Below are 24,697 nucleotides of genomic sequence, written 5' to 3' on the forward strand. Positions count from 1 at the left end.
ATGTGGAAGCGAGCGAACCCGATCCCACATTTTGGTCTGTGTTCAATCAGTAAAATCTGTTTAAAGCACTGAGTCCCGATGAAACGCTACGAAAAATTCGCCGACGACATCGCAGAACTGATCCGCTCCGGCGTCCTCGGCCCCGGCCAGCGCGTGCCGTCTGTGCGTTATGCCAGCCAGACCTATGGCGTGAGTCCCTCCACGGTGTTCCAGGCGTACTACTTGTTGGAGCGCCGCGGCCTGATCCGCGCCCGCCCCCGCTCCGGGTATTTCGTCAACACCCATGCGCCGAGTCCGTTTCCCGAGCCGGCCGTCAGTGAGCAGGTGCATGAATCCACCGAGGTGGATGTCAGCGAGCTGGTGTTCTCGGTGCTGGATTCGATCAAGGACCCGCAAACCATACCGTTCGGCTCGGCCTTCCCTAGCCCGACACTGTTCCCGCTGCCACGCCTGGCCCGCTCCCTGGCCAGCGCCAGCCGGGAAATGGACCCGCGCATGGTGGTCACCGACATGTCACCGGGCAACCCGCAACTGCGCCGGCAAATCGCCCTGCGCTACATGGTCGGCGGGCTGATGTTGCCCATGGAAGAACTGCTGATCACCAATGGCGCCCTGGAAGCGCTGAACCTGTGCCTGCAAGCCGTGACCGAACCCGGTGACCTGGTGGCCATCGAAGCCCCGGCGTTTTACGCCAGCCTGCAAGTACTGGAGCGTCTCAAGCTCAAGGCCGTGGAAATCCCCGTACACCCACGGGACGGCATCGATCTTAAGGTGCTGGCCCAAAGCCTGGAGCGTTACCCGATCAAGGCTTGCTGGTGCATGACCAGCTTCCAGAACCCCATCGGCGCCACCCTGCCCGAGGCCAAGAAACAGGAGCTTGTGAGCTTATTGCGCAGCCATCAGGTGCCGCTGATCGAGGATGACGTCTACGCCGAGCTGTATTACGGCCAGCAGGCGCCAAAACCGGCCAAGGCGTTCGACACCGAAGGCCTGGTAATGCACTGCGGTTCCTTCGCCAAAAGCCTGGCCCCTGGCTACCGCATTGGCTGGGTTGCCGCCGGGCGTTATGCGCAGAAAATCGAGCGATTGAAACTGATGACCTCGCTGTGTGCCTCAATGCCGGCCCAGGCGGCGATTGCCGACTACCTGCAACACGGTGGCTATGACCGGCACCTGCGAAAGTTGCGCTATGCCCTGGAAGAGCAACAAAGCGCCATGCTCGCCGCCATCGCCCGCTACTTCCCGGCGCAAACCAGGGTCAGCCAGCCGGCGGGCGGCTACTTCCTGTGGCTGGAGTTGCCGGAACAGATGGACTCGTTGAAGTTGTTCCAGATGGCATTGGCCCAGGGCATCAGCATCGCCCCGGGGCCGATTTTTTCGCCGACGCAGCGGTTCAGAAACTGCATTCGCTTGAATTACGGCAGCCCGTGGAATGATGCTTCGGAAAAGGCAATGGAGACACTGGGACGAATCGTGCGGTCGTTTTGATGGAGTGCCCCTCGCCACCACGGGTATCTGCCCTCTGTAGCCGCTGGCGCAGCCTGCGATCGGCTGCGCAGCAGTCGCCAGTCTCTTGAAACTGTCGAAGGTCCTGCGGCCCTTATCGCAGCCTCGTGCCTCGACAGCGGCTACAGGGCTTTCGGGGGGTCCAAGAAATGTGTAGAGACCTATCCGTCGCCATCGATACTCACCCGCTATCGCCCGCCCGCCAGATCGATAAACGTCCCGGTGGCATAGGACGCCTTGTCCGACAGCAACCAGATAATCCCTTCCGCCACTTCCTCCGCCCGCCCGCCACGGGCCATGGGAATACTCGGTTCAAGCTTGCTGACCCGATCAGCGTCACCACTCAAGGCGTGGAACTCGGTGAAAATGAAGCCGGGACGCACGCCGTTGACACGGATCCCCTCGCCGGCCACTTCTTTGGAAAGGCCAATGGTGAAGGTGTCCAGCGCGCCTTTTGATGCCGCATAGTCAACATATTCCCCTGGCGCACCCAGACGTGCGGCAGCCGATGAAACGTTGACAATGCTGCCACCCTGCCCGCCATGCTTGGGCGACATGCGCAACAGGGCGTGTTTGGCGCACAGGATCGGCCCCAATACGTTGGTCTTGAGAATCTTCAGGATACGAAATTCGGACATCTCATCGACCCGAGATTTGTGTCCCACGGTGCCGGCGTTGTTCACCAGCGCCGTGACCCGGCCCAGTTCGGCATCGACGCGGTTGAACAGATTGATCACTTCGTCCTCGATACTGACATCGGCGCGCACGGCGATAGCCTGGGCACCCAGGGCGCGGACTTGGTCCAGTACCCGCTGGGCGGCCTCTTCGTCGGACTGGAAGTTGATACAGATGCGATAACCCTGACGGGCAGCCAACAACGCCGTGGCGGCGCCGATTCCACGACTGCCACCGGTGATGATGACGACTTTGTCCATGCGTGCTGTCTCCTGGTTCACCTGAAAACGGTTGGATCCAAGAATACCTGCCACGAGCAGGTTTTGCATGGACTCACGTCATGGACCGACCACTCGCTTCAGTTCGGCCTGCTGGATATCCACCATAAAGCCGTCCGCGGGCATCGGATGTCCCAGCAAGTAACCTTGCAAAGAGTCACAGCCCAAGCGTGTCAGGAAACTCTGCTGTACATCAGTCTCAACGCCTTCCGCCACAATCCGCAGCCCCAGCGCCTGACCGAGGGCAACAATAGCCGAGACGATGGCAGCATCATCGCTGTCGTGCTCCAGGTCGCGGACAAAGCCACGGTCAATCTTCAATTCATTGGCGGGCAGGCGCTTGAGGTACATCAGGCTGGAATAACCCGTGCCGAAGTCATCAATAGACAGGTCGACGCCCATGTCCGAGAGCTTCTGCAGCACCGTCATGCTTGCATCGGCGTCACTCATGGCGGTGGTTTCGGTGATTTCCAGGGTCAGACTATTGGCCGGCAACTGATGACGTTCCAGGGCGCTGGCGACGCTCTTGACCAGCCCCGCGTGGCAGAATTGCAGGGCCGACAGGTTCACGGCAATACGCCAATCCCGATACCCCTGGGCGTACCAGACCTGCATCTGGCGACAGGCCTCATTGAGCACCCACTCACCAATGGGAATGATGAGCCCGGTCTTTTCCGCCAACTCAATGAATTTGTCTGGCATCAACAAACCTTGTTGCGGGTGCTCCCAGCGTAACAGCGCTTCAGCGCCCACTGGCCGCCCCGTACCGGCGTCGAACTTGGGTTGGTAGTAGAGCCGGAACTGCCCTTGCTCCAGGGCATTGCGCAAATCCTGCAGCAACTGCAGTTGCTTGCGGGCGTTGGTGTTCATCGAGACATCGAAGAAGCTGTAGCCGTTCTTGCCCATGCCCTTGGCGTGATACATCGCGGCGTCTGCGTTCATCAGCAGCTCTTGGGGTGTACCGCCGTTGCCCGGGAACATGGCGATGCCCACGCTGGCAGAGATTTTCAGTTCATGCTCGGCGACGTGGAACGCCTGATTGATCAACCCCACCTGACGTTCGGCCAGGCGCATCGCGTCGTCGGCTTGAGTCAATTGCACCAGTAACACGAACTCATCACCGCCGATTCGCGCCAGGGTGTCCTGGCTACGCAGATCTTCCCGCAGGCGCAGGCCTACTTCGCGCAACAACTGATCGCCCATGTGATGACCAAAGGCATCGTTGACGGGCTTGAAACCATCAAGGTCGATAAACATCAGGGCAAAACAGCCACCCTGCTCCGTGACCACCTGCATGGCCTGTTGAATACGGTCGGCGAGCAGGCTGCGGTTGGGCAGGCCCGTCAGGGTGTCATGCAAAGCCAGGTGAGTCAGTTCCTGATTGGCCAGGCTCAAGGAGTCCGCGAGAACGGTCGTGCGCGCTTCCAGGCGAGCGTCGAGCAATGATGTCAGCAACGCGATAATCAACACCGCAAGGCTGGTGACCAGGACCAGGTTATCCAGACCCTTGCCGCTCAGGCCGTCCAGCGCGGCGCCACAGAAGCTGCCATCGGCAAACCGTGCGGCGGCCATGCCGGTGTAATGCATGCCGACAATCGCCACGCCCATGACGATAGCCGCCCCGCCTCGGGCCAGACGCACGTAAGGGGTATTGCGCCGCAAGTTGAAGGCGATCCACAACGCGGCAGCCGAGGCACCGACGGCAATCAGCAACGAGGCGCCAAACAGGGTGGGGTCGTAGTCGATGCCCGGTGTCATGCGCATGGCTGCCATGCCGGTGTAGTGCATGGCACTGATGCCACTGCCCATGATCAGCGCACCCAACGCCAGTTGCCAGGCAGGCAGGCGCGGCTGGCTGACCAGCCACAGGGCAAACCCGCTGGAGAGCACGGCGATCAGCAGCGACAGGAACGTGATGCCGACGTCATAACCCAGGTTGATGGGCAAGCGGAACGCCAACATCCCGATAAAGTGCATGGACCAAACGCCGACGCCCATGGCCAGCGCACCGCCGCTCATCCAGAGGTATACGGCGCGGCCCTTGGTTGTGGCGATACGGCCAGTCAAATCCAGCGCGGTATAGGAAGCGAGGATCGCGACAAACAGCGAAATCAGGACCAGGGCGGGGGAATAACTACCGGTGAGCATGGGACTTCTCGTGGCCAGCGGGCCGAACGGCATCCGTGCCGGGTGGAAAAGTCCGCGATTGTAGCGAGAATAATTATCGGGCACCGAAAAATTATCAGAAGGCCACTATTGCCCCGAGTGGCCTTGTGTGGCGAGCGGGCTTGCCCGCGTTGGGCTGCGCAGCAGCCCCAATAAGATCACCGTGTTTTCCAGGCAGAACCAGGTTGCAGGTTTCAGGGCCGCTTCGCGACCCAACGCGGGCAAGCCCGCTCGCCACAACTGCCGGCGGGCCGAGTGGCGGTACGCTTACTTCTTTTCGCTCAGTTGCATCTGCCCATCCCAACCACCGCCGAGTGCGGCAATCAGTTGCACGCTGGCCACCAGCCGTGTTTGCAGCAACGTCAGGACCGTACGTTCGTTGCTCAAGGCGGTTGCCTGGACAGCGACCACATCCAGGTAGGCAATCAACCCGGCCTTGTATTGGTTCTGGGTCAGGCGCAAGGATTCCCGCGCCGCTTCCAGCGCCTCATTACTGACACCCGCCTCGTCCTCCAGGACCTTGAGCTGAACCATGTAGTTTTCCACTTCGCGGAAACCATCGAGCACGGTCTGGCGGTACTTGGCCACGGTTTCGTCGTAGGAGGCCTCGGCGCGATCGACTTCCGCCGAGCGCTGGCCGCCGTCAAACAGGGTCATGGCCAGCTTCGGTCCAACCGACCAGAAACGGTTGGGCAGGCTGATCCAGTCGGCGTACGTGCTGCTGGAGTAGCCGCCTGCCATGCTCAAGGTCAGGTCCGGGTAATAGGCCGTTTTGGCTACGCCGATATTGGCGTTGGCGGCGATCACAGCCCGTTCCGCCGAGGCAATGTCCGGGCGACGCTCCAGTAACTGTGAAGGCAGGCTGACCGGAATCTGTGGCAATGCCGGAATATCCTTGCTCACCGCCAGGTTGAAGGTGGCCGGTGGCACACCTACCAGCACCGCGATGGCGTTTTCCAACTGAGCCCGCTGCCAGATCAGGTCGATCATGCTGGCCTGGGTACTTTTCAATTGAGTCTGGGCCTGGGCGATTGCGTCTTTACCCGACACACCGGCGCGGTATTGGTTTTCGGTCATCTGCAAGGAGCGCTGGTAGGTATCCACCGTGGCTTGCAACAAACGGGTCTGCTCATCCATGACCCGCAGTTGCAGGTAGTCCTGCACCAGTTCCGACTGCTGGCTCAAGCGCATGGCCGCCAAATCTGCCGCGCTGGCTTCAGCACTGGCTTCATTGGCTTCCAGGCCACGACGCAGCTTGCCCCAGATATCCGCTTCCCAACTGACGCCCAACTGGGCGTTCAGGGTGTCACGAATACCGCTGCTGGAGGTGCTCAGGCCAGAGCTACTGCTGCCGGTGCCCTGGCTGGCACGGGTTTTCCCGACACTCAGGTCGACGCTGGGGAAAAATGCCCCGCGGGAACTGCGAACCAGCGACTGGGCCTGACGAAAGCGCGCTTCAGCCTGGGCTACGCTTTGGTTGGCAGTGTTGAGTTTGTCTACCAACTCATTGAGTTGTTTGTCGCCATACAACTCCCACCAGGCACCACGGGCCAGGGAATCGCTGGGCGTTGCCTGACGCCAGCCCTGGGCCTCTTTGTACTGGGCCGGTTCGGTCAGTTCCGGACGTTTGTAGTCCGGGCCCACGGCGCAGGCGCTGAGCAGAATGCCGATAAGCGCCACGCCCACTGCAGGAGCGAGCTTGCTGGCGAAAGTCGTCAACGAAAACACAGGCAGCCTGACACCTCGATGCGCACTCAGGTTCTTCGCGAGCAAGCTCGCTCCTACAGGGAGAAACGTTGAATCGGTCATAGCGCAGTGTCCAGAGCAGCATCGGTACGCACCCCGCGCCAGCCGTTGAAACGGTGGCGCAGGCGGTCGAGATAAAGGTAAACCACAGGGGTGGTGTAAAGGGTCAGGATCTGGCTGAACACCAGGCCGCCGATAATCGTCAGGCCCAGGGGCTGGCGCATTTCTGCGCCTTCAGCGCTGCTGATCAGCAGCGGCACGGCACCGAGGATCGCCGCCAGGGTGGTCATCAGGATCGGTCGCAGCCGCAACAGGCAGGCGCTGCGAATCGATTCCAGTGGGTCCATGCCCTCCTTGCGCTCCAGTTGCAGCGCCAGGTCGATCATCAGGATGGCGTTTTTCTTCACCACCCCAATCAGCAGGAACAGCCCCAGCAGCGAGATCAGGCTGAACTCGCCCCCCAGTACGTAGATCGACAGCAAGGCGCCGACCCCGGCAGATGGCAAGGTCGACAGGATGGTCAGCGGATGGATGTAGCTCTCATAGAGAATCCCCAGCACCAGGTACACCGCCACCAACGCCCCGAGGATCATGAACGGCTGACTTTTCTGGGTCGCCGCGAAGGCATCGGCAGTGCCGGCCATCTTGGCGATCACGTCTTCCGGCAGGCCGACCTTGGCGATTGCCCGTTCGATGGCGGCGGTGCCCTGCTCTACCGTCACGCCGGGGGACATGTCGAACGCGATATTCTCGGAAGCAAACTGGCCTTCATGGCTGACTCGGTCGTCCGCCAGGCTGTTTTCATAGTGCGCAATGGCCGACAGCGGAATCCGCGCGCCGGTGGACGTGATGACCTGCACCTGATTCAGGGTGATCGGGTCCTGGGCATACTTCGGATTGACCTCCATCACCACCTGATACTGGTTGAGGCTGTCATAGATGGTGGAAATCTGCCGCTGGCTGTAGGCGTTGTTCAACACCGCCGTCACCATGTCCATGTCCACACCCAGGCGCTTGGCCTGGTCGCGGTCGACCACCAGCGTCACCTGTTGCGCACCACGGCCTTCCCGGGCGTCGATGGCGGTCAGCTCCGGCAGTTCACGCAGCGCGGCAACGACTTTCGGGTACCACAGCCGCAGGGCCGCCAGGTCGCCACTTTGCAGGATGTAGGAGTATTGCGAGGAGGTCTGGTCGCGACCGCCGCCAAATTGCAGGTCCTGGTCGGCCATCAGCATCAGGCGCCCGCCGGGAACCGGAGGCACGGTCTTGCGCATGCGCTCGATCACTGCCTGAGCGGAAATCTTGCGCTCGCTGATGGGCTTGAGCCGCACCAGCATCACCGCGTTGTTGGTGCCGCTGTTGCCACCGATAAACCCGGCTACGCTTTCCACCGCGGGATCTTGCAGCACTGCTTTGCGGAAGATCTCCATTTTCGGCTGCATGACGCTGAACGACAGGCCGTCATCGCCACGGACGAAACCGATCAATTGGCCGGTGTCCTGTTGTGGCATGAAGGTTTTCGGCACCACCACGTACAGCGCAATATTGACACCGACCGTCACCAGCAGACTGAGCAGGGTCAGGCGCCGATGCCGCAGCACCCAATCCAGGCTGCGGGCGTAGCCGGCGACCATGCGGTCATTGACCTTCTCGCTCCAGCGCTGCAAGCCGGTTTCTTCGCCCTTGACGTGGGGTTTGAGCCAGCGGGCGCAGAGCATCGGCGTCAGGGTCAGCGAGACGATCAGCGAGACGATGATCGCCGCCGCCAGGGTGATGGAGAATTCGCGGAACAGGCTCGTGACGATCCCACCCATGAACAGGATGGACAGGAACACCGCCACCAGCGACACGTTCATCGACAGCAAGGTAAAACCGACTTCCTTCGCCCCCAGGTAAGCCGCTTTCATCGGCGAAATGCCATCATCGATATGCCGGGAAATGTTCTCCAGCACCACGATGGCATCGTCCACCACCAGGCCGGTGGCGAGGATCAGTGCCATCAGCGACAGGTTGTTCAGGGAAAACCCGAACAGGTACATCACCGCAAAGGTACCCACCAGCGACACCGGCACCGCGAGGGTCGGAATCAACGAGGCGCGGAAGTTACCGAGGAACAGGTAGACCACCAGAATCACCAGGGCCACGGCGATCAGCAGGGTCATCTCGGCTTCATGCAAGGTAGCCGTGATCACCGGCGAGCGGTCCATGGCCAGGTTCAACTTGACGCTGGATGGCAGCACTGCCTGCAAGGCCGGCAACTGCGCCTTGATCTGTTTCACGGTCTCGATGATGTTGGCGCCGGACTGGCGGTTGATCACCAGCAGTACCGCCGAATCATTGTTGAAGAAACCACTGTTGTAGCGGTCTTCGACGCCGTCGCTGATTTTCGCCACATCACTCAGACGCAACGCCGCGCCGTCCTGGTAGCGAATCAACAGCGGTTCGTAGTCCTTGGCCTTTTCCAACTGGTCGTTGGCCTGGATCTGCCAGTTGCGCTGGCTGTCTTCCAGGGAACCTTTTGGTCGACGCACGTTGGCGTTGGCGATGGTGTTACGTACATCGTCCAGGGCTACGCCGTACTGGTCGAGCGCCTTGGGCTCCAGCTCGATACGTACCGCCGGCAATGAGCTGCCGCCGATCTGCACTTCACCGACGCCCGGCACCTGGGACAGGCTTTGGGAGAGGATGGTGGAGGCCAGGTCGTAAAGCTGGCCCTTGGGCAGCACGTCCGACGTCAGCGACAGCACCATGATCGGCGCCTGGGACGGGTTGATCTTCTTGTAGGTGGGCATGCTGCGCATGCCGCTGGGCAGCAGGTTGCGCGAGGCGTTGATTGCGGCCTGCACTTCCCGCGCGGCACCGTTGATATCCCGCCCGGAGTCAAACGCCAGGATGACCCGGGTCGAGCCTTGGCTCGACGAGCTGCTCATGGTGGTGATACCGGCAATTGCGCCGAAGGATCGCTCCAGCGGCGTGGCCACTGTGGACGCCATTACTTCAGGGCTGGCGCCGGGCAAGCTGGCTTGCACGACAATTACCGGGAAGTCGATTTGCGGCAGCGGTGACACCGGCAGCAAATTGAAACTGACGCCCCCCAACAGCATGATCGCCAGGCTCAGCAGCATGGTGGCTACCGGCCGGCGAATGAAAGGTCCGGACAGGTTCATGGCTCAACCGGCTCCAGACGCTCGGGCTGTTTGCCCCAGCGACGGCCCAGGCGATCGAAGTACAGGTAGATCACCGGGGTGGTAAACAACGTCAGGACCTGACTCAACAGCAACCCGCCCACCATCACCAGGCCCAGGGGCTGGCGCAGTTCAGCACCGGAGCCTGTGGCCAGCATCAAGGGCACCGCACCGAACAGCGCGGCCAGGGTGGTCATCAGGATTGGCCGGAAGCGCAACAGCGCCGCCTGGTAGATAGCCGTCTGCGGGTCCAGGCCCTGGTTGCGCTCGGCGTCGAGGGCGAAGTCGATCATCATGATCGCGTTCTTCTTGACGATACCGATCAGCAGGATGATGCCGATAATGGCGATCATCCCCAGGTCATTGCCGCTGATCAGCAGGGCCAGCAAGGCCCCCACCGCTGCCGATGGCAAGGTCGACAGGATGGTAATGGGGTGGATGTAACTCTCGTAGAGCACACCCAGCACGATGTACATGGTCACCACCGCCGCCAGGATCAACAGCAAGGTGCTCGACAGCGATGCTTCGAACGCCTGGGCCGCGCCCTGGAATTGGGTCTGTACGCCCACCGGCATGCCGATGTCTTTCTGGGTCTGGTTGATCAGCTCGACGCCCTTGCCCAGCGCCACGCCGGGCGCCAGGTTGAACGACATCATCACCGCCGGGAACTGGCCGATATGGGCGATTGCCAACTGCGCCTGACGCTGCTCCACATGGGCCAGGCTCGACAGCCGCACCTGCCCGCCGTCGGTGGTTTTCACGTGGATCTGGTTCAGTGCATCCGGGCCCAGGGTTTCCCCGGACTGAGCCTGCAACACCACGCGGTATTGGCTGGCCTGGGTGTAGATGGTGGAAATCTGCCGCTGGCCGAAAGCGTCGTACAGCGCGTCGGTGATGGTCGAGACCGATACGCCGAGGCGCGAGGCAGCGTCACGGTCAATCACCAGATACACCTGCAAGCCTTTGTCTTGCAGGTCGCTGGCCACGTCGGTGAGTTCCGGCAACTGGCTGAGGGCATGCACCAGCTTGCCGCTCCATAGGGCCAGCAACTCGGCATCCGGTGAAGACATGCTGAACTGGTACTGGGTACGACTGACGCGGTCTTCGATGGTCAGGTCCTGCACCGGCTGCATGAACAGGCGGATGCCCACCAGTTTGTCGAGCTCCGGTTGCAGGCGTGTGATGATCTGCGCCGCGCTCAAGTCCCGCTGGTTGTGGGGCTTGAGGTTGATCAGCAAGCGACCGCTGTTGAGGGTGGCGTTATCGCCATCGACACCAATATAGGACGACAAGCTCTGGACCGACGGATCCGCCAGGATAACCTTCGCCAGTTCCTGCTGGCGCTGGCTCATGGCGGCGAAGGAAATGGATTGCGGTGCTTCGGAAATGCCCTGGATCACGCCAGTGTCCTGCACCGGGAAGAAGCCCTTGGGCACCACCAGGTACAGCACCACCGTCAGGCCCAGGGTAGCGACGGCCACCAACAAGGTCAGCGGCTGGTGCTTAAGCACCCATTGCAATTTGCGTCCGTAGGCTTCGATCAGCCAGTCGATCCAGGCACCGCTGGCCTTGTAGAAGCGGCCTTGCTCTTCTTCCTTGGGTTCGCGCTTGAGCAAACGGGCGCACATCATCGGCGTCAGGGTCAGTGACACCACCAGGGAAATCAGGATCGCCACCGCCAGAGTGATAGCGAATTCACGGAACAACCGCCCGACCACGTCCGCCATAAACAGCAGCGGAATGAGTACCGCAATCAGCGACAGGGTCAGGGAAATCAGCGTGAACCCTATCTGCTTGGCGCCCTTGAGCGCAGCGTTCAGCGGTGTCTCGCCTTCCTCGATATAGCGGGAAATGTTCTCCAGCATCACGATGGCGTCGTCCACCACAAAACCGGTGGCAATGGTCAAGGCCATCAGCGTCAGGTTGTTGACCGAGAAGCCGGCCAGGTACATCACGCCAAAGGTACCCACCAGCGACAGCGGCACGGCGATGGACGGGATGATGGTGGCGCTGAAGCGACGCAGGAACAGGAACGTCACCATCACCACCAGGGCGATGGCGATCAGCAATTCGTGTTGTACGTCCGTGACCGAGGCGCGGATGGTCTGGGTACGGTCGGTGAGTACCGTCACATCCAGGCCGGCCGGCAGGTTATCGGTAATGCTCGGTAGCAGCGCCTTGATCCGGTCGACCACCTCGATCACGTTGGCGCCGGGCTGGCGCTGGATATTCAGCAGCACGGCCTGGTTTTCATTGGCCCAGGCAGCAAGGCGCTCGTTTTCCGCACCGTCGACGATCTGTGCCACGTCCTTGAGACGCAGCGGTGCGCCGTTGTTGTAGGCGAGGATCAGCTCAGCGTATTGCTCGGGCGAGACCAACTGGTCGTTGGCGTCGAGCATCGAGACCCGGGTCGGGCCGTCGAAGTTGCCCTTGGGCTGGTTGACGTTGGACGCGCCAATCAAGGTGCGCACATCCGACAGGTTCAAGCCATTGGCCGCCAGGGCCTCTGGGTTGACCTTGATGCGTACCGCCTGGCGCTGGCCACCGGCGATGCTGACCATGCCGACGCCGCTGATCTGGGCGATTTTCTGCGCCATGCGGGTGTCGACCAAGTCATTGAGCTTAGGCAACAACATGGTTTTTGAGGTGATGGCCAGGGTCAGCACCGGGGTGTCCGCCGGGTTGACCTTGTTGTACACCGGTGGAGCGGGCAAGTCCTTGGGCAACAGGTTGGTGGCGGCGTTGATGGCGGCTTGCACCTGTTGCTCGGCGACATCCATGTTGATGTCGAGGTTGAAGCGCAGGGTCAGCACTGATGCGCCGCCGGAACTGGTGGACGCCATCTGGGTCAGACCCGGCATCTGCCCGAACTGGCGCTCCAGCGGCGCGGTCACTGCACTGGTCATCACGTCCGGGCTGGCGCCGGGGTACAGGGTCATGACCCGAATGGTCGGGTAATCCACCTGAGGCAAGGCCGAAACCGGCAGCAGGCGGTAGGCGATCACACCGGCCAGGACAATGGCCAGCATGCTCAGGGTGGTGGCTACCGGGCGAAGGATGAACAGACGCGAGAGGTTCATGCGCCGCCCTTTTGCGCCTTGCCGGTATCAGCCGGGCCTTGCGGCGCCTTGGCTGCCGGTTGGCCCTGGAGGTGTTCAGTCGGCGTGGTCGGGACCTCGCTGCTGTCGTTGACCACTTCGATCTCGCTGCCGTCCTTCAAGCGGTCGGTGCCTTCCAGTACCACCCGGTCGCCAGCGGCCAGGCCTTCCTTGATCACGGTGTTTTCACCGTCGCTGTCACCAATCACCAGCGGGCGAATCTTGACCTTCTTGTCACCGTCGAGGGCGTAGACGAAGGTACCGTTGTTACCAAACTGGATCGCGGCTGAAGGTGCCAGCACCACGTTATGCAGGGTATCGGCCAGCAGGTGCACATTGACGAACTGGTTGGGGAACAGCACCTGGTCCTGGTTATCGAAGCGTGCCTTGAATTTCAGGGTGCCGGTGGTCACGTCAATCTGGTTGTCCAGACTTTGCAGCACGCCAGTGGCCTGGCGTTTGACGTCGCCACGGTCCCAGGCTTCCACCGGCAGCTTGTTGCCGCCACGGTAGCGAGTGAGCACGACGCCCAAGGTGGTTTCCGGCAGGGTGAAGGCCACGCTGATAGGCTGGGTCTGGGTGATCACGGCCAGGGCGGTGGTGTCATTGGCGGCGACAAGGTTGCCGACGTCCAGTTGGCGCAGGCCTACACGCCCGGCAATCGGCGCACGGATCCTGGTGAAGTCGAGGTTGAGCTTGGCGTCATCCACCGCGCCCTGGTTGGTCTTCACCGTGCCCTGGTATTGCAGGACCAGCGCTTCAGCGGTGTCCAGGGTTTGCTTGGCGATACTGTCTTGCGCATACAGGTCACGATAGCGCTGAACGTCAACCTGGGCGTTTTTCAACTGGGCCTGGTTCTGCAACAACGTGCCCTGGGCCTGGAGCAAGGCGTTCTGGTAGCTGCGCGGGTCGATTTCTGCCAGCAGGTCCCCAGCCTTTACCATCTGCCCTTCCTCGAAGGCAATCTTGACCAACTCCCCCGCCACGCGGCTGCGCACGTTGATCGTGTTCAACGCCGTCACCGTACCCAGGGCCTTGTAGTACACCGGAAACTCTCCCAACACCGCCGGCGAAACGCGCACCGGCACCGGGCCGGTCGAGCCGCCGAAGCCAGGGCGCATCATGCCCGACTTGCCAGCATGCCCGGCGGGCGTCTTCTCGGTGCTGTCTTTATGGCTGCCAGGCCAGAATTTCCAGCACAGGCCGGCAATCACCAGCAGGACGAGCAAGCCGAACAGCCAGCGGCGGGAGTTACGGGGGGTGGATTGCATGGATTGATCAACCATTGGGCGCGAGAGCTTCTTCTTTGGGAGGCTGAAAGATAAGCACTGGAGCGCTGTAAGAAAAGCGCCTTTACCGGCTATTTACCTTTGGACTTACAACTTTTCACTTTTGCAGTTGAAACTTCAGTGTCCCGGCTAAGCCGCTGAACCGTAAATAAAAACGGCCTGGACTAGGCCAGGCCGCAATCATGCATCAAACGTGTTACTGCAAAACGACAGTCATGCGCAGTAATCGTTACTTCAAAACAGCCAGGGCCGCTTCGTAGTTTGGTTCTTCGGCGATTTCCTTGACCAGTTCGCTGTGCAGCACGTTGTCGTTTTCATCCAGTACGACGACGGCGCGGGCGGTCAGGCCCTTGAGTGGACCATCAGCGATGGCCACGCCGTAGTTTTCGATGAACTCGGTGCCACGCAGGGTCGACAGGTTCTTCACGTTTTCCAGGCCTTCGGCACCACAGAAACGCGCCTGGGCGAAGGGCAGGTCAGCGGAGATGCACAGTACAACGGTGTTGGCCACGTCGTTGGCCTGGGTGTTGAACTTGCGCACGGAGGTCGCGCAGGTCGGGGTGTCGACGCTTGGGAAGATGTTCAGCACTTTGCGCTTGCCGGCAAAGCTGGCCAGGGTAACGTCCGACAGATCGCCGGCAACCAGGGAAAAGGCTGGCGCCTTGGAACCGGCTTGCGGCAGTTGGCCATTGACTTGGACAGGGTTGCCTTTAAGGGTGACTTGAGCCATGAACGGATTCCTCATACAGGTTTTGGTAGAACGAATTCGAGAGGCCGAAGTTAAACACAAAGTGCTGCGCGGACCTACGGTCAAACACAAATTGTCATGGTCCATGCCGCAACGCGAGAACCGGGCCGCTGTGGTTTAATTGCGGCGCTTTTTGCCCTGCCCTTATTAAGGAACGCTTTTTTGATGAATCAGCCCACCACCAAAGTCCTGGTTATTGGTTATGTCTGGCCAGAACCCCGCTCCTCGGCAGCCGGTGGCCATATGATGCAGATTCTGCAGAGCTTCCTCGATCAGGGCTGGGACGTCACCTTCAGCAGCCCGGCGACCGTTGGCGAACACAAGGCCGACTTGCCGGCGCTGGGCATTCGCGAATGCGCCATCGAGCTTAATAACAGCAGCTTCGACGACTTCATCCGCACACTGGCCCCGGACATCGTGCTGTTCGACCGTTTCATGATGGAAGAACAATTCGGCTGGCGGGTGGAGAAACAGTGCCCCGACGCGTTGCGAGTGCTGGAAACGTCGGACTTGCAAAGCCTTCGCGATGCCCGCCAGCAGCGCCTCAAGGAATACCTTAAACACAAGCCCGAGGCGGATGACTTTAGCCCGGTGTTCTGCGAAGCATTGGACGAAGAGTTCCAGTTGATGGCTGAAAGTGATTTGGCCAAACGTGAGATCGCGGCCATTTATCGCTGTGACATCAACCTGATGATCTCCAATGTGGAAATCCAGTTGCTGACCGAGCACTTCAAGGTCCCCGCTGCCCTCCTCCACTGGTGCCCGCTGATGGTTGAAGCGCCGGCCGCCGCCTTCGCGCCGTTTGAGGATCGGGCGCATTTCCTGAGCATTGGTAACTTTCGCCACGCCCCCAACTGGGATGCGGTGCTGTGGATGAAGAACAGTGTCTGGCCGCTGATCCGCCAGCAACTGCCGGGCGCGCAACTGCATGTTTACGGGGCCTACACTCCGCCCAAGGCCACGGCATTGCACAACCCGGCCCAGGGTTTTCATGTGATGAACTGGGCCGAAGACGCCCTGCAGGTAATGACCGCTGCACGCATCTGCCTCGCACCGTTGCGCTTTGGCGCCGGGATCAAGGGCAAGTTGGTGGACGCGATGCTCTGCGGCACACCCAACGTCACCACGCCGATCGGCGCCGAAGGAATGGGCGACGATCAGCCATGGCCCGGAGCAATCGAGCGCAGTGCCAGTGCCTTGGCGGCCGCGGCGGTTGCCTTGTATCAGGACCCGGACGGCTGGTCCCGGGCCCAGGAAAACGGCCGCAGCCTGTTGGCTCGCCGGTACGCCCAGGAAGTCCACGGTCCGGCGCTGGTGGAGCGTCTGGAGCAATGCCGCAGCCAGTTGGCTGAACATCGACGCAACAATTTCACCGGCAGCATGCTGCGCCATCACCTGCACAAAAGCACCCAGTACATGGCGCAATGGATCGAGGCGAAAAACCGCAGCGTTTAACCGTATAAACAGCAGGTGCTGGCGAGGTAGCAGGTAAAGGGGGCATTATCCTTTTGGCAACCACCATAAAGCGACTGCAGCATGACCCGAGCAGCGAGAATCACCGATCCTTCTTATGAGTTGATGGACGACCACAACGGCCTGTCCATCATCTATCGCCAACACGGCTTCCCGTGCCCGTTGGTGCGCTGGCATTTCCACAAGGAATACGAACTGCATTTGATCGTTGCCAGCTCGGGCAAGGTGTTTATCGGCGACTACATCGGCAACTTTTATCCGGAGAGTTTATTTCTCACCGGCCCCAACCTCCCCCATAACTGGATCAGTCAGGTGGCGGAAGATGAGGTGGTGCCCAAGCGCGACATGTTGGTGAACTTCACCGATGAGTTACTGGAAAGCGGCAGTCATATTTTCACCGAACTCAAGACCTTGGCCCCGCTGCTGGAGCGGGCCCAATATGGCATTGAGTTCCGCTGCAAACACACCATCGCCCAGGCCATGACTTTGATGCAACGCATCGAAGACGCCAGGGGCATGGCGCGCCTCGGCCACTTCTTTATCCTGATGGAGGTGCTCGGCGCCTGTGAGGATTACCAGTTGCTGTCCGATGTGACCACACCGCAACTGGCCGATGAACACAGCATCGACCGCACTAACCGGGCGGTGAACTATATCTTTGCCCATTACGCGCGGGAGTTGTCCCTGGAGGAAGTGGCGGAGTATTTGGGGATGAAGCCCACTTACTTCTCCCGTGTGTTCAAGCAGGCTACCGGGCGGACGTTTATCGAGTTCGTCAATCGGTTGCGGATCAGTAAATCCTGCGAGTTGTTGGCTGATGGCGATAAAGCAGTGACGGATGTGTGTTTTGAGTCGGGGTTTAATAATATTTCAAACTTTAATCGGCGCTTTCAGCAACTCAAGGGAATGACGCCTTCGCACTATCGGCGGTTGGCGGTGCAGCGGTTGACTGAGCAGAATCTCGCTTAGTTTTTTGGGTGTATACCCGTTTTTCTGGTAACGGATATACACCTCAACGTCCCCCAACATTAACCGCTTACTTACCTTTGAGTTTGACGTAAGACTGGTGCAGATCCGAAGCCCAACCATCAATCACACTCTTCACATCATCCGCCTTCATCACCTGCGAATCATTTGCCAGCGGCTTGCCGGTACCTTTACGCACCACCTGAGCAACCACCTTGCCACTGTCACCATCAAGGAACTGCGCCTCAGTGCCCAAGGTCGTTTCCTGATCACGAATCCCGGCCCCCGTACTCACCGCAGCGGCCACCAGCGCAACAGGAATGAATTCATAAGGCTTGAGGCTTTCGGTCTTGCTGCTGACAGCTGTGATCGCCGCCCGCACCACAATCACCCCAGGACCCGGCGCGTTGGCCAGCGGCAGCGACCTGACCAACTCACGCTCGAGCGCCTGGTTGTAGTAGTTGTTGATGCCTTGCAGCGTACTTTCGGGAATCCTGGTAGTGGCTTGAGGCTTGGGGAAGAACTGAGTGGGTTCGATGTACACCGAGGTGTAGCGGTTGAGGTTCAGATTGGGATCAACCCATCGCATCACTTGCGCGCCCGACGGTGATTTGGCTTCCTTCAAATGGCTGTAGTCCGAGAGAAACCCGGAATACTCGTCCGGCTGCGTCACCTTGCTGGAACACCCCACTACACCAACCGAGGCAATGCACAACGTGCTGATCATTAGCCCTAGCTTCATCATGGAACTCCTTGGCAGTCATCATCGAAACACCGAGCTATAGGTATAGCCAACTCTGGGGAAAAAGCGCTTTGCGCGTTGCACGTACGGCGCATTTGACGCGTGATCCCGGGCTGACCTTAACCGCGCTCGCGGGGAATCAGGCTCTGTAGCTGCAAGGCCAGGAAGTTGGCATCAAAGGCGAAGGTGTCCGGGTCTTTCAGTCCGTTGGTTTTCTTCCACTGCCAGTCGTTCTTGCCTGGCAGCAACACCAGGGAAATGCTGCCGTAGCGGGCAGCGGTCAGGCCCATCACCGCCAACGAAATCAGACCACCGGCGCCCATTACGTCCGGCACGAACTCCACCGGTTTGCCCGCGATGTGGATGGTCAGCTTCTCGGTCTTGAAGGTTGATGTTTCCACCGGCACGCTGGGGCCAGACGCCACATAGGCTTCACGCTGCACTTCCAGCAGGCCGACGCTTTTAACCGGCTCCAGCCATTGCTCGATCTGGCCGAACAGTTCCGTGATTTTCTGCGCCCAGTGCGCGGACTGCACCTCGAACTGCTGCTGTTTGTGCGCTTCGCTGTCGGCGTAATGACGAAGCATCTCGCCCAGTTGCTGTACATCGTCCATTGCGGTGTTCCTCGGGTAACCCTGACTGCGAACAACCAGCATGGCAGATGCGGCACCAACACGTATGACTAACGTATCGGTCTTGGGTAATGTGTACCTTTCGCCCACCTGCTTCAGGAGCATCGCATGCGCACCATCGGCCTTATCGGCGGCATGAGCTGGGAGTCCAGCGCCGAGTATTACCGGATCATCAACCAGCAGGTCCGCGATCGCTTGGGGCCGCTGCGTTCGGCGCAAATACTGATGTACAGCGTGGACTTCGGCCCGGTGGAACAGGCCCAGCACGCCGGTCGCTGGGATGACGCGGCGCTGATTCTGGAAGATGCCGCACGCCGGCTGCAATCGGGCGGCGCCGAATGCGTGGTGCTGTGTACCAATACCATGCACCTGGTGGCGCCTCAGATTGAGGCCGCGGTATCAATTCCGTTTCTGCATATTGCAGACGCTACCGTCGCTGCGGCTATCGAGGCAGGCACGCTCACGGTGGGTCTGCTGGGCACCGCGTTCACCATGGAACAAGACTTTCTCAAGTCTCGCCTCACCGCCCAGGGGTTGACCGTGTTGATACCGGACGTGGATGAGCGCCAGACCGTGCACCGGATCATTTATGAAGAGCTGTGTGTCGGGGTGATCAGCGAAGCGTCACGCCAGGCATACCTGCGGGTGATCAACTCCCTGGCTGCTCGCGGCGCCCAGGCGATCATCCTCGGCTGCACGGAAATCAGCCTGCTGATCAAACCGGAACACAGCGACCTGCCGCTGCTGGACACCACCGAGCTGCATGCGCAGGCTGCGGTGGCGTTTGCCTTGGAAGCTCAGGCGGTCTGACGCAAGCGGGCCATGGTCAGGGCATCGACGAATACGCCGTCACGCACGGCGTAATCACGCAGCCGGCCTTCGGTCTCGAAGCCGAACTTGCGGTAGAGCGCCTGCGCGGGCTCGTTGTCGACATACACCGTCAACTCCACGCGACGCAGGTTCATCCAATTGTCGGCAACATCCAGCGCCGCCCCCAGCAATTTTGTACCCACGCCCTTGCCCTGCCAGGCCACGGCGACCCCCATGCCAATCGCGCCGACATGGTTCTGGCGACTGCGTGAATACTGGTCCAGGGTGCAACTGCCAATGACCTCGTTTCCATGCAGGGCGACCAGCCTGATCAGTCGCTCATTGGTATCTGCCAGGCGTTTGCGCCAGATCTCGACCGACTGGAAAGGCATTTGCAGCACCTGACGGCACACGGCCGGGTCGTTGTAGAGCGCATTCATGCCTTCGATATGGGCTTCGGCAAAGCGCTGGATGACGATCTTGGGTTCAGGTGTGTGCATTGTGTTTCATCCTTTGAAAGACAAGTGGCAGGCCAGTGTAGAGCGGTGGCACCGGCACTGGCGAGCCCTAACATGCGTCCACCGGCATGCTTTTGGCTTAACCCTTGGGCGCCGCCAGTCGCCAGACCCGCGCGATGTCTGCAGCTCGTTCGCGCAGCAAGCGTGGCGCTTCGCTGCAGGCTTGCTCCAGGCTCATCGGCCCGGACGGCAAGGCAAAGGCAGCGTCGACGCCATGGGCGTACATCTGCTCATAACCGTCGCCCAAGGTGCCGGCAATCACGATCACCGGAACCTGGTGCTGCTTGGCGATCCGTGCCACGCCAAACGGGGTCTTGCCTCGCAAGGTCTGGGCGTCGAAACGGCCTTCGCCGGTGATCACCAGATCGGCGCCACGTACGGCAGCGTCCAGCCCCACCAGTTCGGCCACCACTTCCACGCCGGGACGGAACTGCGCACCGAGGAAGGCCTTGGCAGCGAACCCAAGGCCGCCCGCGGCACCGCTGCCCGGCTCATCGCGCACGTCCTTGGACAAGGCCTTGGCACAGTGATCGGCAAAATGCTCGAGGGCCTGGTCCAACCGCTCCACCTGCTGGGGACTGGCGCCTTTTTGCGGACCGAAAATCGCCGAGGCGCCGTGAGGGCCACACAGTGGATTGTTGACGTCGGCGGCGATTTCGAAGCGTACCTGAGCCAGGCGCGGGTCCAAGTGCTCAAGACTGATGTGCTTAAGCTTCGCCAGCGCCAGGCCACCGTTTGGGAGCGTCGCGCCCTCGGCATCCAACAATTGCACACCGAGGGCCTGCATGGCACCCGCGCCACCGTCATTGGTGGCGCTGCCGCCAATCGCCAGGATGATGCGTTGGGCACCGGCATCCAGGGCAGCCTGGATCAGCTCGCCCGTGCCGAACGTAGTGCTGGAGCAGGCGTCTCGCTTACCCAGAGCCACCAACTGCAAGCCGCTGGCTTCGGCCATCTCAATAATGGCCGTCGCACTCTCGGCCAACCAGCCCCAGCGTGCTTCAACCGTACCGCCCAATGGCCCCTGCACCCTCTGGCTGCGCAGTTCGCCGTCACAGGCGGCGAGAACCGACTCCACCGTGCCTTCACCACCGTCCGCCATCGGGCACTTGATCAGTTCAGCATCGGGCCAGACCTGCGCCAACCCTTCGGCAATGGCCTGGGCCACGCCTTCGGCACTCAGGCTGTCCTTGAACGAGTCGGGGGCGATGATGATCTTCATGGGCTTTCTCCGGTTTTTATAACGCCCATGCTGCCAGTTGGCACCGGCAATAACGCCGGTCCGTTGCACAAGTGCGGACGGGGTTTGTTGTTCATTTCTACAAACCTGTCGATGGGGCAACGCAACAATCATCTGTAGCCGCTGGCGCAGCCTGCGATCGGCTGCGCAGCAGTCGCCACATGGCAGCGGTTACAACTGCGGAAGTAGCTGTACACCCAGGTACAGCGCCAGCATCCCGTCCAGGGTCAACGGGTCGACCCCGCTCAGCTCGGCAATCCGCTCCATGCGGTAGCGCAGGCTGTTGCGGTGGATGCCCAAGGCATCGGCGCAGGCCTGGCTTTGCCCGTCGTGTTCGCACCAACTGCGCAAGGTCGCCTGCAATTGGCCGTTGCTGTCCTTGGCCAGCACCTTGCGCAGCGGGTTGAGCAATTCGTCCAGGGCGTCGTCGTTGCGATGACGCCAGAGCATCACCGGCAGGCGGTAGCGATTAAGGGTCAGCAAGCGCGACTGCGGTAGCACATCGCGCCCGTAGGCCAGCAAGTCGCCGACCCGGCGATAGCAGCGGCGCAACCCCGCGAGCCCATCAGCCTGCCCGCCCACCGCCACCCGCAGGATGTTCCAGCCCAGGCCCTCGAGCTTTTCCAGCAAACGTGGATTGTCCACTGGCATCGAAGCCGGTCGGCACCACAGCAACGAAAACTGCGCAGAACTGACGCACCAACTGTCTGGGTAGCGCGCCATCAGCCATGCACTCAAGTCCTGCGCCGACTGGCCGACGCCCAACTCGAACAGGTACGGCGTGCGCGGCAGTTGCGGTTTGAGGCCCAACTGTTGCGCCTCGTCCACCAACCTCGGTGAATCACCGGTCTCGGCCAGCAGCAGCGCCAGCAAATCATCGCAGCGCTGGCGCCGCCATTGTTGCTCGGCCTGTTGATGGCGCTGACTGACCAGCATTTCGGCGGTCATGCGCACCAGTTCGGCGTACGTACGCAACAGCTCCGGCTCACCGGTGATGCCCAGCACGCCGATCAAGCGTTGATCATGCAGCAGCGGCAAGTTGATCCCCGGTTGCACGCCCTTGAGATGCTTGGCAGTCTGGCCATCGATCTCCACCACCCGGCCGTTGGCTAGCACCAGTTGCGCGCCTTCATGGCGGGTGTTGATCCGCTCCGGTTCGCCACTGCCGAGAATCAGGCCCTGGCTGTCCATGACGTTGACGTTATAGGGCAGGATCGCCATGGTGCGATCGACGATATCCTGCGCCAGGTCATGATCCAGCTCGAACATGGGGCTAAATTCCTTGAAAACAGGTTGTTCATAGGCACAGCGCAAACGATGCTTCACTGTGCGCAAGCACAAAGACATCACCCTGCAAGGTGGCCGAGACTCATTGGGCGATCAACGTTACCCTCGCATCGCGAAAAATCATAATAAAGAGAGATTGCCATGTCACAGAGCGCCGCTGTCACCCAGGCCACCGATGACGATAAAAATGCCGTATACAAGCGCATTACCCTGCGCCTGATCCCCTTCATTTTCATCTGCTACCTGTTCAACTACCTCGACCGCGTCAACGTCGGCTTTGCCAAGTTGCAGATGCTCGACGCCCTGAAATTCAGCGAGACCGTGTACGGCCTAGGTGCCGGGATCTTCTTTATCGGCTACGTGCTGTGCGGCGTGCCGAGCAACCTGGCGTTGACCCGGTTTGGTCCACGGCGCTGGATTGCGCTGATGATGATCGTCTGGGGCACCCTGTCCACCTGCCTGCTGTTTGTCACCACACCGACGCATTTCTACACCCTGCGCCTGCTCACCGGTGCCGCCGAAGCCGGGTTCTTCCCGGGCGTGGTGCTGTACCTCTCGCAGTGGTTCCCGACATTCCGCCGTGGGCGGATCATGGCGCTGTTCATGTCGGCGATTCCCGTTTCCGGTTTGCTGGGCAGCCCGTTCTCTGGCTGGATCCTCAACCACTTCGCTGCCGGCCAAGGTGGCCTGGCGGGCTGGCAATGGATGTTCCTGCTGCAAGGCATCCCGACCGTGATCCTTGGCGCCCTCGCCTACTTCCTGCTCAGCGACAGTTTTGCCAACGCCAAATGGCTTACGCCCCATGAACGCGAAGTGCTGGAAGCCGACCAGGCCACGGACCTTGCCAACAAGCCGAAAACCGCCAGTGACTCCTTGCTGGAAGTGTTCAAGAACCCGGCGATCTGGGCCTTCGGCCTGATTTATTTCTGCATCCAGAGCGGCGTGTACGCCATCAACTTCTGGCTGCCGTCGATCATCAAAAACATGGGGTTCAGCGATAACCTGGTGATTGGCTGGCTCAGCGCGATTCCGTACCTGCTGGCGGCGGTGTTCATGTTGTTGGTGGGCCGCTCCGCCGACCTGCGCAAGGAACGGCGCTGGCATTTGGTGGTACCGATGTTGATGGGCGCCATCGGCCTGATCATCGCGGTGAACTTCGCCACCACTCCGGCCATCGCCATCCTCGGGCTGACCATCGCCACCATGGGCGCCCTCACCGGCCTGCCAATGTTCTGGCCGGTACCGACCGCCATGCTCAGTGCCGGTGCGGCAGCCGGTGGCCTGGCGTTGATCAACTCCATGGGTCAGATGGCAGGCTTCTTGAGCCCGTATATCGTCGGTTTTGTGAAAGATGCCACCGGGTCGACCGATATGGCGCTGTACTTACTGGCGGCGGTGATTGTCGCCGGGAGTGTGTTGGCGTTGCGGATGACGCGAACCCTGAAGGTATAAACACCCTTAAAGGACAATGAGGTCAAAAATGTGGGAGCGGGCACGTCGCACCGCCGCTCCCACATTTGATTGTGTAAATAGGAGAGTCGGCGTTACAGCAAACCACCCCCGTCGATGTCAATCACGCTGCCGGTGATAAAGCCATTCTCCATGGCTAACACATACCCGCCAGCCACTTCTTCGGCTTGCCCCACACGCCCCACTGGCAGCGCCCCGCCCGCTTTGGCAAACATCGCCAGCCGCTGCTCCTCGGCCAACCCCGCATACGCCTCGGTATCAATCACCCCCGGACTGATCACATTGACTCGCCGTGGCGCCAGTTCCTTCGCCAACTGCTTGCCCAGGGCTTCGGTGGCTGCATTGATGCCCGTCTTGATGAACTGCCCGGCCAGGATTTTACGCCCCAACTGCCCCGACGTCAGGCTGATGCTGCCGTGCTCATCCAGGAACGGCAGTGCCTGTTGAATCGCCCGCAACGAACCCCAGAGTTTCACGTTGAAGTTAGCCTGGGCTTCGTTCAAGTCGGTCTCGATCAAGGTCTTGGCTTGCACCGCCGGGCCCGCTGTATAGACCAGGTGATCAAAGCGCCCTACGGTTTCGAACAGACGCTGCAGGGACGCGCTGTCGGTCACATCAACCGGCTCGCTGCGCACGCCCTGATCGCTTGTCGGCGACAAGCGCCGCCCAGCCAACACTACGTGGGCGCCGCGAGCGGCGGCCTCCTTGGCGACGGCCGCACCAATGCCGCTGCTGCCGCCAATCACGATGACCGTCTTGCCGTTTAAGGGGGATGCCATGGGAACTACCTCGTCCTGGAAAATGAGCATTCATCTTCCTCGCTTGGCAATCGGTGAAAAATACCGGTAAAACGACAAGATCTTTAAAG

Annotated in this window: 18 protein-coding genes; 5 read left to right on the forward strand and 13 right to left on the reverse strand. The window is 60.7% G+C overall.

What is annotated here, in order from left to right:
• Nucleotides 1-78: 78 nt before the first annotated feature.
• Entirely contained in the window at nt 79-1,488 is a 1,410-nt protein-coding gene (mapR, locus tag J7E41_RS13055) for a GntR family transcriptional regulator MpaR (RefSeq protein WP_214993453.1), read from the forward strand.
• A 206-nt stretch (nt 1,489-1,694) separates the two neighbouring features.
• Here mapR and J7E41_RS13060 read toward each other — a convergent pair whose 3' ends face one another.
• The 7 genes from J7E41_RS13060 to tpx all read right to left on the reverse strand — a co-directional run bounded on the left by J7E41_RS13060 (nt 1,695) and on the right by tpx (nt 14,673).
• Complete coding sequence (locus J7E41_RS13060; RefSeq protein WP_214993454.1) at nt 1,695-2,441, reverse strand: SDR family oxidoreductase; 747 nt, start codon at nt 2,439-2,441, stop codon at nt 1,695-1,697.
• A 78-nt stretch (nt 2,442-2,519) separates the two neighbouring features.
• Nucleotides 2,520-4,640 (reverse strand): putative bifunctional diguanylate cyclase/phosphodiesterase, encoded by a 2,121-nt coding sequence (locus tag J7E41_RS13065; protein WP_353049404.1) that lies wholly within the window; start codon nt 4,638-4,640, stop codon nt 2,520-2,522.
• Nucleotides 4,641-4,892: 252 nt separating this feature from the next.
• The gene (locus tag J7E41_RS13070; protein WP_214993457.1) at nt 4,893-6,434 is read right to left on the reverse strand and encodes an efflux transporter outer membrane subunit; all 1,542 of its coding nucleotides are present in this window, start codon (nt 6,432-6,434) and stop codon (nt 4,893-4,895) included.
• Complete coding sequence (locus tag J7E41_RS13075) at nt 6,431-9,538, reverse strand: efflux RND transporter permease subunit (protein WP_214993458.1); 3,108 nt, start codon at nt 9,536-9,538, stop codon at nt 6,431-6,433. The genes J7E41_RS13070 and J7E41_RS13075 overlap by 4 nt, the downstream gene beginning before the upstream one ends.
• A complete protein-coding gene (locus J7E41_RS13080) occupies nt 9,535-12,636 on the reverse strand; it encodes an MdtB/MuxB family multidrug efflux RND transporter permease subunit (RefSeq protein ID WP_214993459.1) in 3,102 nt (1,033 codons plus the stop codon). Before J7E41_RS13080 ends, J7E41_RS13075 begins: the two co-directional genes overlap by 4 nt.
• Nucleotides 12,633-13,940: an MdtA/MuxA family multidrug efflux RND transporter periplasmic adaptor subunit gene (locus tag J7E41_RS13085; protein ID WP_214993460.1), complete on the reverse strand. Its 1,308-nt coding sequence runs from the start codon at nt 13,938-13,940 to the stop codon at nt 12,633-12,635. Before J7E41_RS13085 ends, J7E41_RS13080 begins: the two co-directional genes overlap by 4 nt.
• A gap of 232 nt (nt 13,941-14,172) precedes the next feature.
• Nucleotides 14,173-14,673 carry a thiol peroxidase gene (gene tpx, locus J7E41_RS13090; RefSeq protein WP_214993461.1) on the reverse strand — a complete coding sequence of 167 codons (501 nt, stop codon included), beginning with the start codon at nt 14,671-14,673 and terminating at the stop codon, nt 14,173-14,175.
• Between the two features lie 183 nt (nt 14,674-14,856).
• Here tpx and J7E41_RS13095 point away from each other — a divergent pair, with 183 nt between their 5' ends.
• Together J7E41_RS13095 and J7E41_RS13100 are read left to right on the forward strand one after the other, a co-directional pair.
• Complete coding sequence (locus J7E41_RS13095) at nt 14,857-16,146, forward strand: glycosyltransferase (protein WP_214993462.1); 1,290 nt, start codon at nt 14,857-14,859, stop codon at nt 16,144-16,146.
• An 81-nt stretch (nt 16,147-16,227) separates the two neighbouring features.
• Nucleotides 16,228-17,133 (forward strand): AraC family transcriptional regulator, encoded by a 906-nt coding sequence (locus J7E41_RS13100; protein WP_214993463.1) that lies wholly within the window; start codon nt 16,228-16,230, stop codon nt 17,131-17,133.
• 67 nt (nt 17,134-17,200) lie between these two features.
• Here the strand turns inward: J7E41_RS13100 and J7E41_RS13105 are convergent, their stop codons facing one another.
• Both J7E41_RS13105 and J7E41_RS13110 read right to left on the reverse strand, forming a co-directional pair.
• Nucleotides 17,201-17,872 carry a DUF3313 domain-containing protein gene (locus tag J7E41_RS13105; protein ID WP_214993465.1) on the reverse strand — a complete coding sequence of 224 codons (672 nt, stop codon included), beginning with the start codon at nt 17,870-17,872 and terminating at the stop codon, nt 17,201-17,203.
• A 119-nt stretch (nt 17,873-17,991) separates the two neighbouring features.
• Nucleotides 17,992-18,486, reverse strand: coding sequence for a hypothetical protein (locus J7E41_RS13110; RefSeq protein ID WP_214993467.1), 495 nt, complete (start codon nt 18,484-18,486; stop codon nt 17,992-17,994).
• 126 nt (nt 18,487-18,612) lie between these two features.
• Here J7E41_RS13110 and J7E41_RS13115 point away from each other — a divergent pair, with 126 nt between their 5' ends.
• Complete coding sequence (locus J7E41_RS13115) at nt 18,613-19,314, forward strand: aspartate/glutamate racemase family protein (protein ID WP_214993469.1); 702 nt, start codon at nt 18,613-18,615, stop codon at nt 19,312-19,314.
• Here J7E41_RS13115 and J7E41_RS13120 read toward each other — a convergent pair.
• The 3 genes from J7E41_RS13120 to J7E41_RS13130 all read right to left on the reverse strand — a co-directional run bounded on the left by J7E41_RS13120 (nt 19,302) and on the right by J7E41_RS13130 (nt 22,341).
• The gene (locus J7E41_RS13120) at nt 19,302-19,814 is read right to left on the reverse strand and encodes a GNAT family N-acetyltransferase (protein ID WP_214993471.1); all 513 of its coding nucleotides are present in this window, start codon (nt 19,812-19,814) and stop codon (nt 19,302-19,304) included. The genes J7E41_RS13115 and J7E41_RS13120 overlap by 13 nt on opposite strands.
• A gap of 97 nt (nt 19,815-19,911) precedes the next feature.
• Entirely contained in the window at nt 19,912-21,054 is a 1,143-nt protein-coding gene (locus J7E41_RS13125) for a glycerate kinase (protein WP_214993472.1), read from the reverse strand.
• A gap of 189 nt (nt 21,055-21,243) precedes the next feature.
• The gene (locus J7E41_RS13130) at nt 21,244-22,341 is read right to left on the reverse strand and encodes a sugar diacid recognition domain-containing protein (RefSeq protein ID WP_214993473.1); all 1,098 of its coding nucleotides are present in this window, start codon (nt 22,339-22,341) and stop codon (nt 21,244-21,246) included.
• A 159-nt stretch (nt 22,342-22,500) separates the two neighbouring features.
• Between J7E41_RS13130 and J7E41_RS13135 the strand changes: the two genes are divergently transcribed.
• Entirely contained in the window at nt 22,501-23,811 is a 1,311-nt protein-coding gene (locus J7E41_RS13135) for an MFS transporter (RefSeq protein ID WP_214993474.1), read from the forward strand.
• Between the two features lie 92 nt (nt 23,812-23,903).
• Here J7E41_RS13135 and J7E41_RS13140 read toward each other — a convergent pair whose 3' ends face one another.
• A complete protein-coding gene (locus J7E41_RS13140) occupies nt 23,904-24,608 on the reverse strand; it encodes an SDR family oxidoreductase (protein ID WP_214993475.1) in 705 nt (234 codons plus the stop codon).
• Nucleotides 24,609-24,697 lie beyond the last annotated feature (89 nt).

The organism is Pseudomonas fluorescens (genome assembly GCF_018614655.1).
Lineage (GTDB): Bacteria > Pseudomonadota > Gammaproteobacteria > Pseudomonadales > Pseudomonadaceae > Aquipseudomonas > Aquipseudomonas fluorescens_BX.

Bases quoted from the DNA above. Each gene is read 5' to 3' on its own strand.
- J7E41_RS13075 (WP_214993458.1), bottom strand. From the start codon at position 9,538: ATGAACCTGTCCGGACCTTTCATTCGCCGGCCGGTAGCCACCATGCTG.
- J7E41_RS13110 (WP_214993467.1), bottom strand. From the start codon at position 18,486: ATGGACGATGTACAGCAACTGGGCGAGATGCTTCGTCATTACGCCGAC.
- J7E41_RS13135 (WP_214993474.1), top strand. From the start codon at position 22,501: ATGTCACAGAGCGCCGCTGTCACCCAGGCCACCGATGACGATAAAAAT.
- J7E41_RS13120 (WP_214993471.1), bottom strand. From the start codon at position 19,814: ATGCACACACCTGAACCCAAGATCGTCATCCAGCGCTTTGCCGAAGCC.
- tpx (WP_214993461.1), bottom strand. From the start codon at position 14,673: ATGGCTCAAGTCACCCTTAAAGGCAACCCTGTCCAAGTCAATGGCCAA.
- J7E41_RS13060 (WP_214993454.1), bottom strand. From the start codon at position 2,441: ATGGACAAAGTCGTCATCATCACCGGTGGCAGTCGTGGAATCGGCGCC.
- J7E41_RS13065 (WP_353049404.1), bottom strand. From the start codon at position 4,640: ATGCCGTTCGGCCCGCTGGCCACGAGAAGTCCCATGCTCACCGGTAGT.
- mapR (WP_214993453.1), top strand. From the start codon at position 79: ATGAAACGCTACGAAAAATTCGCCGACGACATCGCAGAACTGATCCGC.
- J7E41_RS13105 (WP_214993465.1), bottom strand. From the start codon at position 17,872: ATGAAGCTAGGGCTAATGATCAGCACGTTGTGCATTGCCTCGGTTGGT.
- J7E41_RS13070 (WP_214993457.1), bottom strand. From the start codon at position 6,434: ATGACCGATTCAACGTTTCTCCCTGTAGGAGCGAGCTTGCTCGCGAAG.
- J7E41_RS13125 (WP_214993472.1), bottom strand. From the start codon at position 21,054: ATGAAGATCATCATCGCCCCCGACTCGTTCAAGGACAGCCTGAGTGCC.
- J7E41_RS13085 (WP_214993460.1), bottom strand. From the start codon at position 13,940: ATGGTTGATCAATCCATGCAATCCACCCCCCGTAACTCCCGCCGCTGG.
- J7E41_RS13115 (WP_214993469.1), top strand. From the start codon at position 18,613: ATGCGCACCATCGGCCTTATCGGCGGCATGAGCTGGGAGTCCAGCGCC.
- J7E41_RS13095 (WP_214993462.1), top strand. From the start codon at position 14,857: ATGAATCAGCCCACCACCAAAGTCCTGGTTATTGGTTATGTCTGGCCA.
- J7E41_RS13140 (WP_214993475.1), bottom strand. From the start codon at position 24,608: ATGGCATCCCCCTTAAACGGCAAGACGGTCATCGTGATTGGCGGCAGC.
- J7E41_RS13130 (WP_214993473.1), bottom strand. From the start codon at position 22,341: ATGTTCGAGCTGGATCATGACCTGGCGCAGGATATCGTCGATCGCACC.
- J7E41_RS13100 (WP_214993463.1), top strand. From the start codon at position 16,228: ATGACCCGAGCAGCGAGAATCACCGATCCTTCTTATGAGTTGATGGAC.
- J7E41_RS13080 (WP_214993459.1), bottom strand. From the start codon at position 12,636: ATGAACCTCTCGCGTCTGTTCATCCTTCGCCCGGTAGCCACCACCCTG.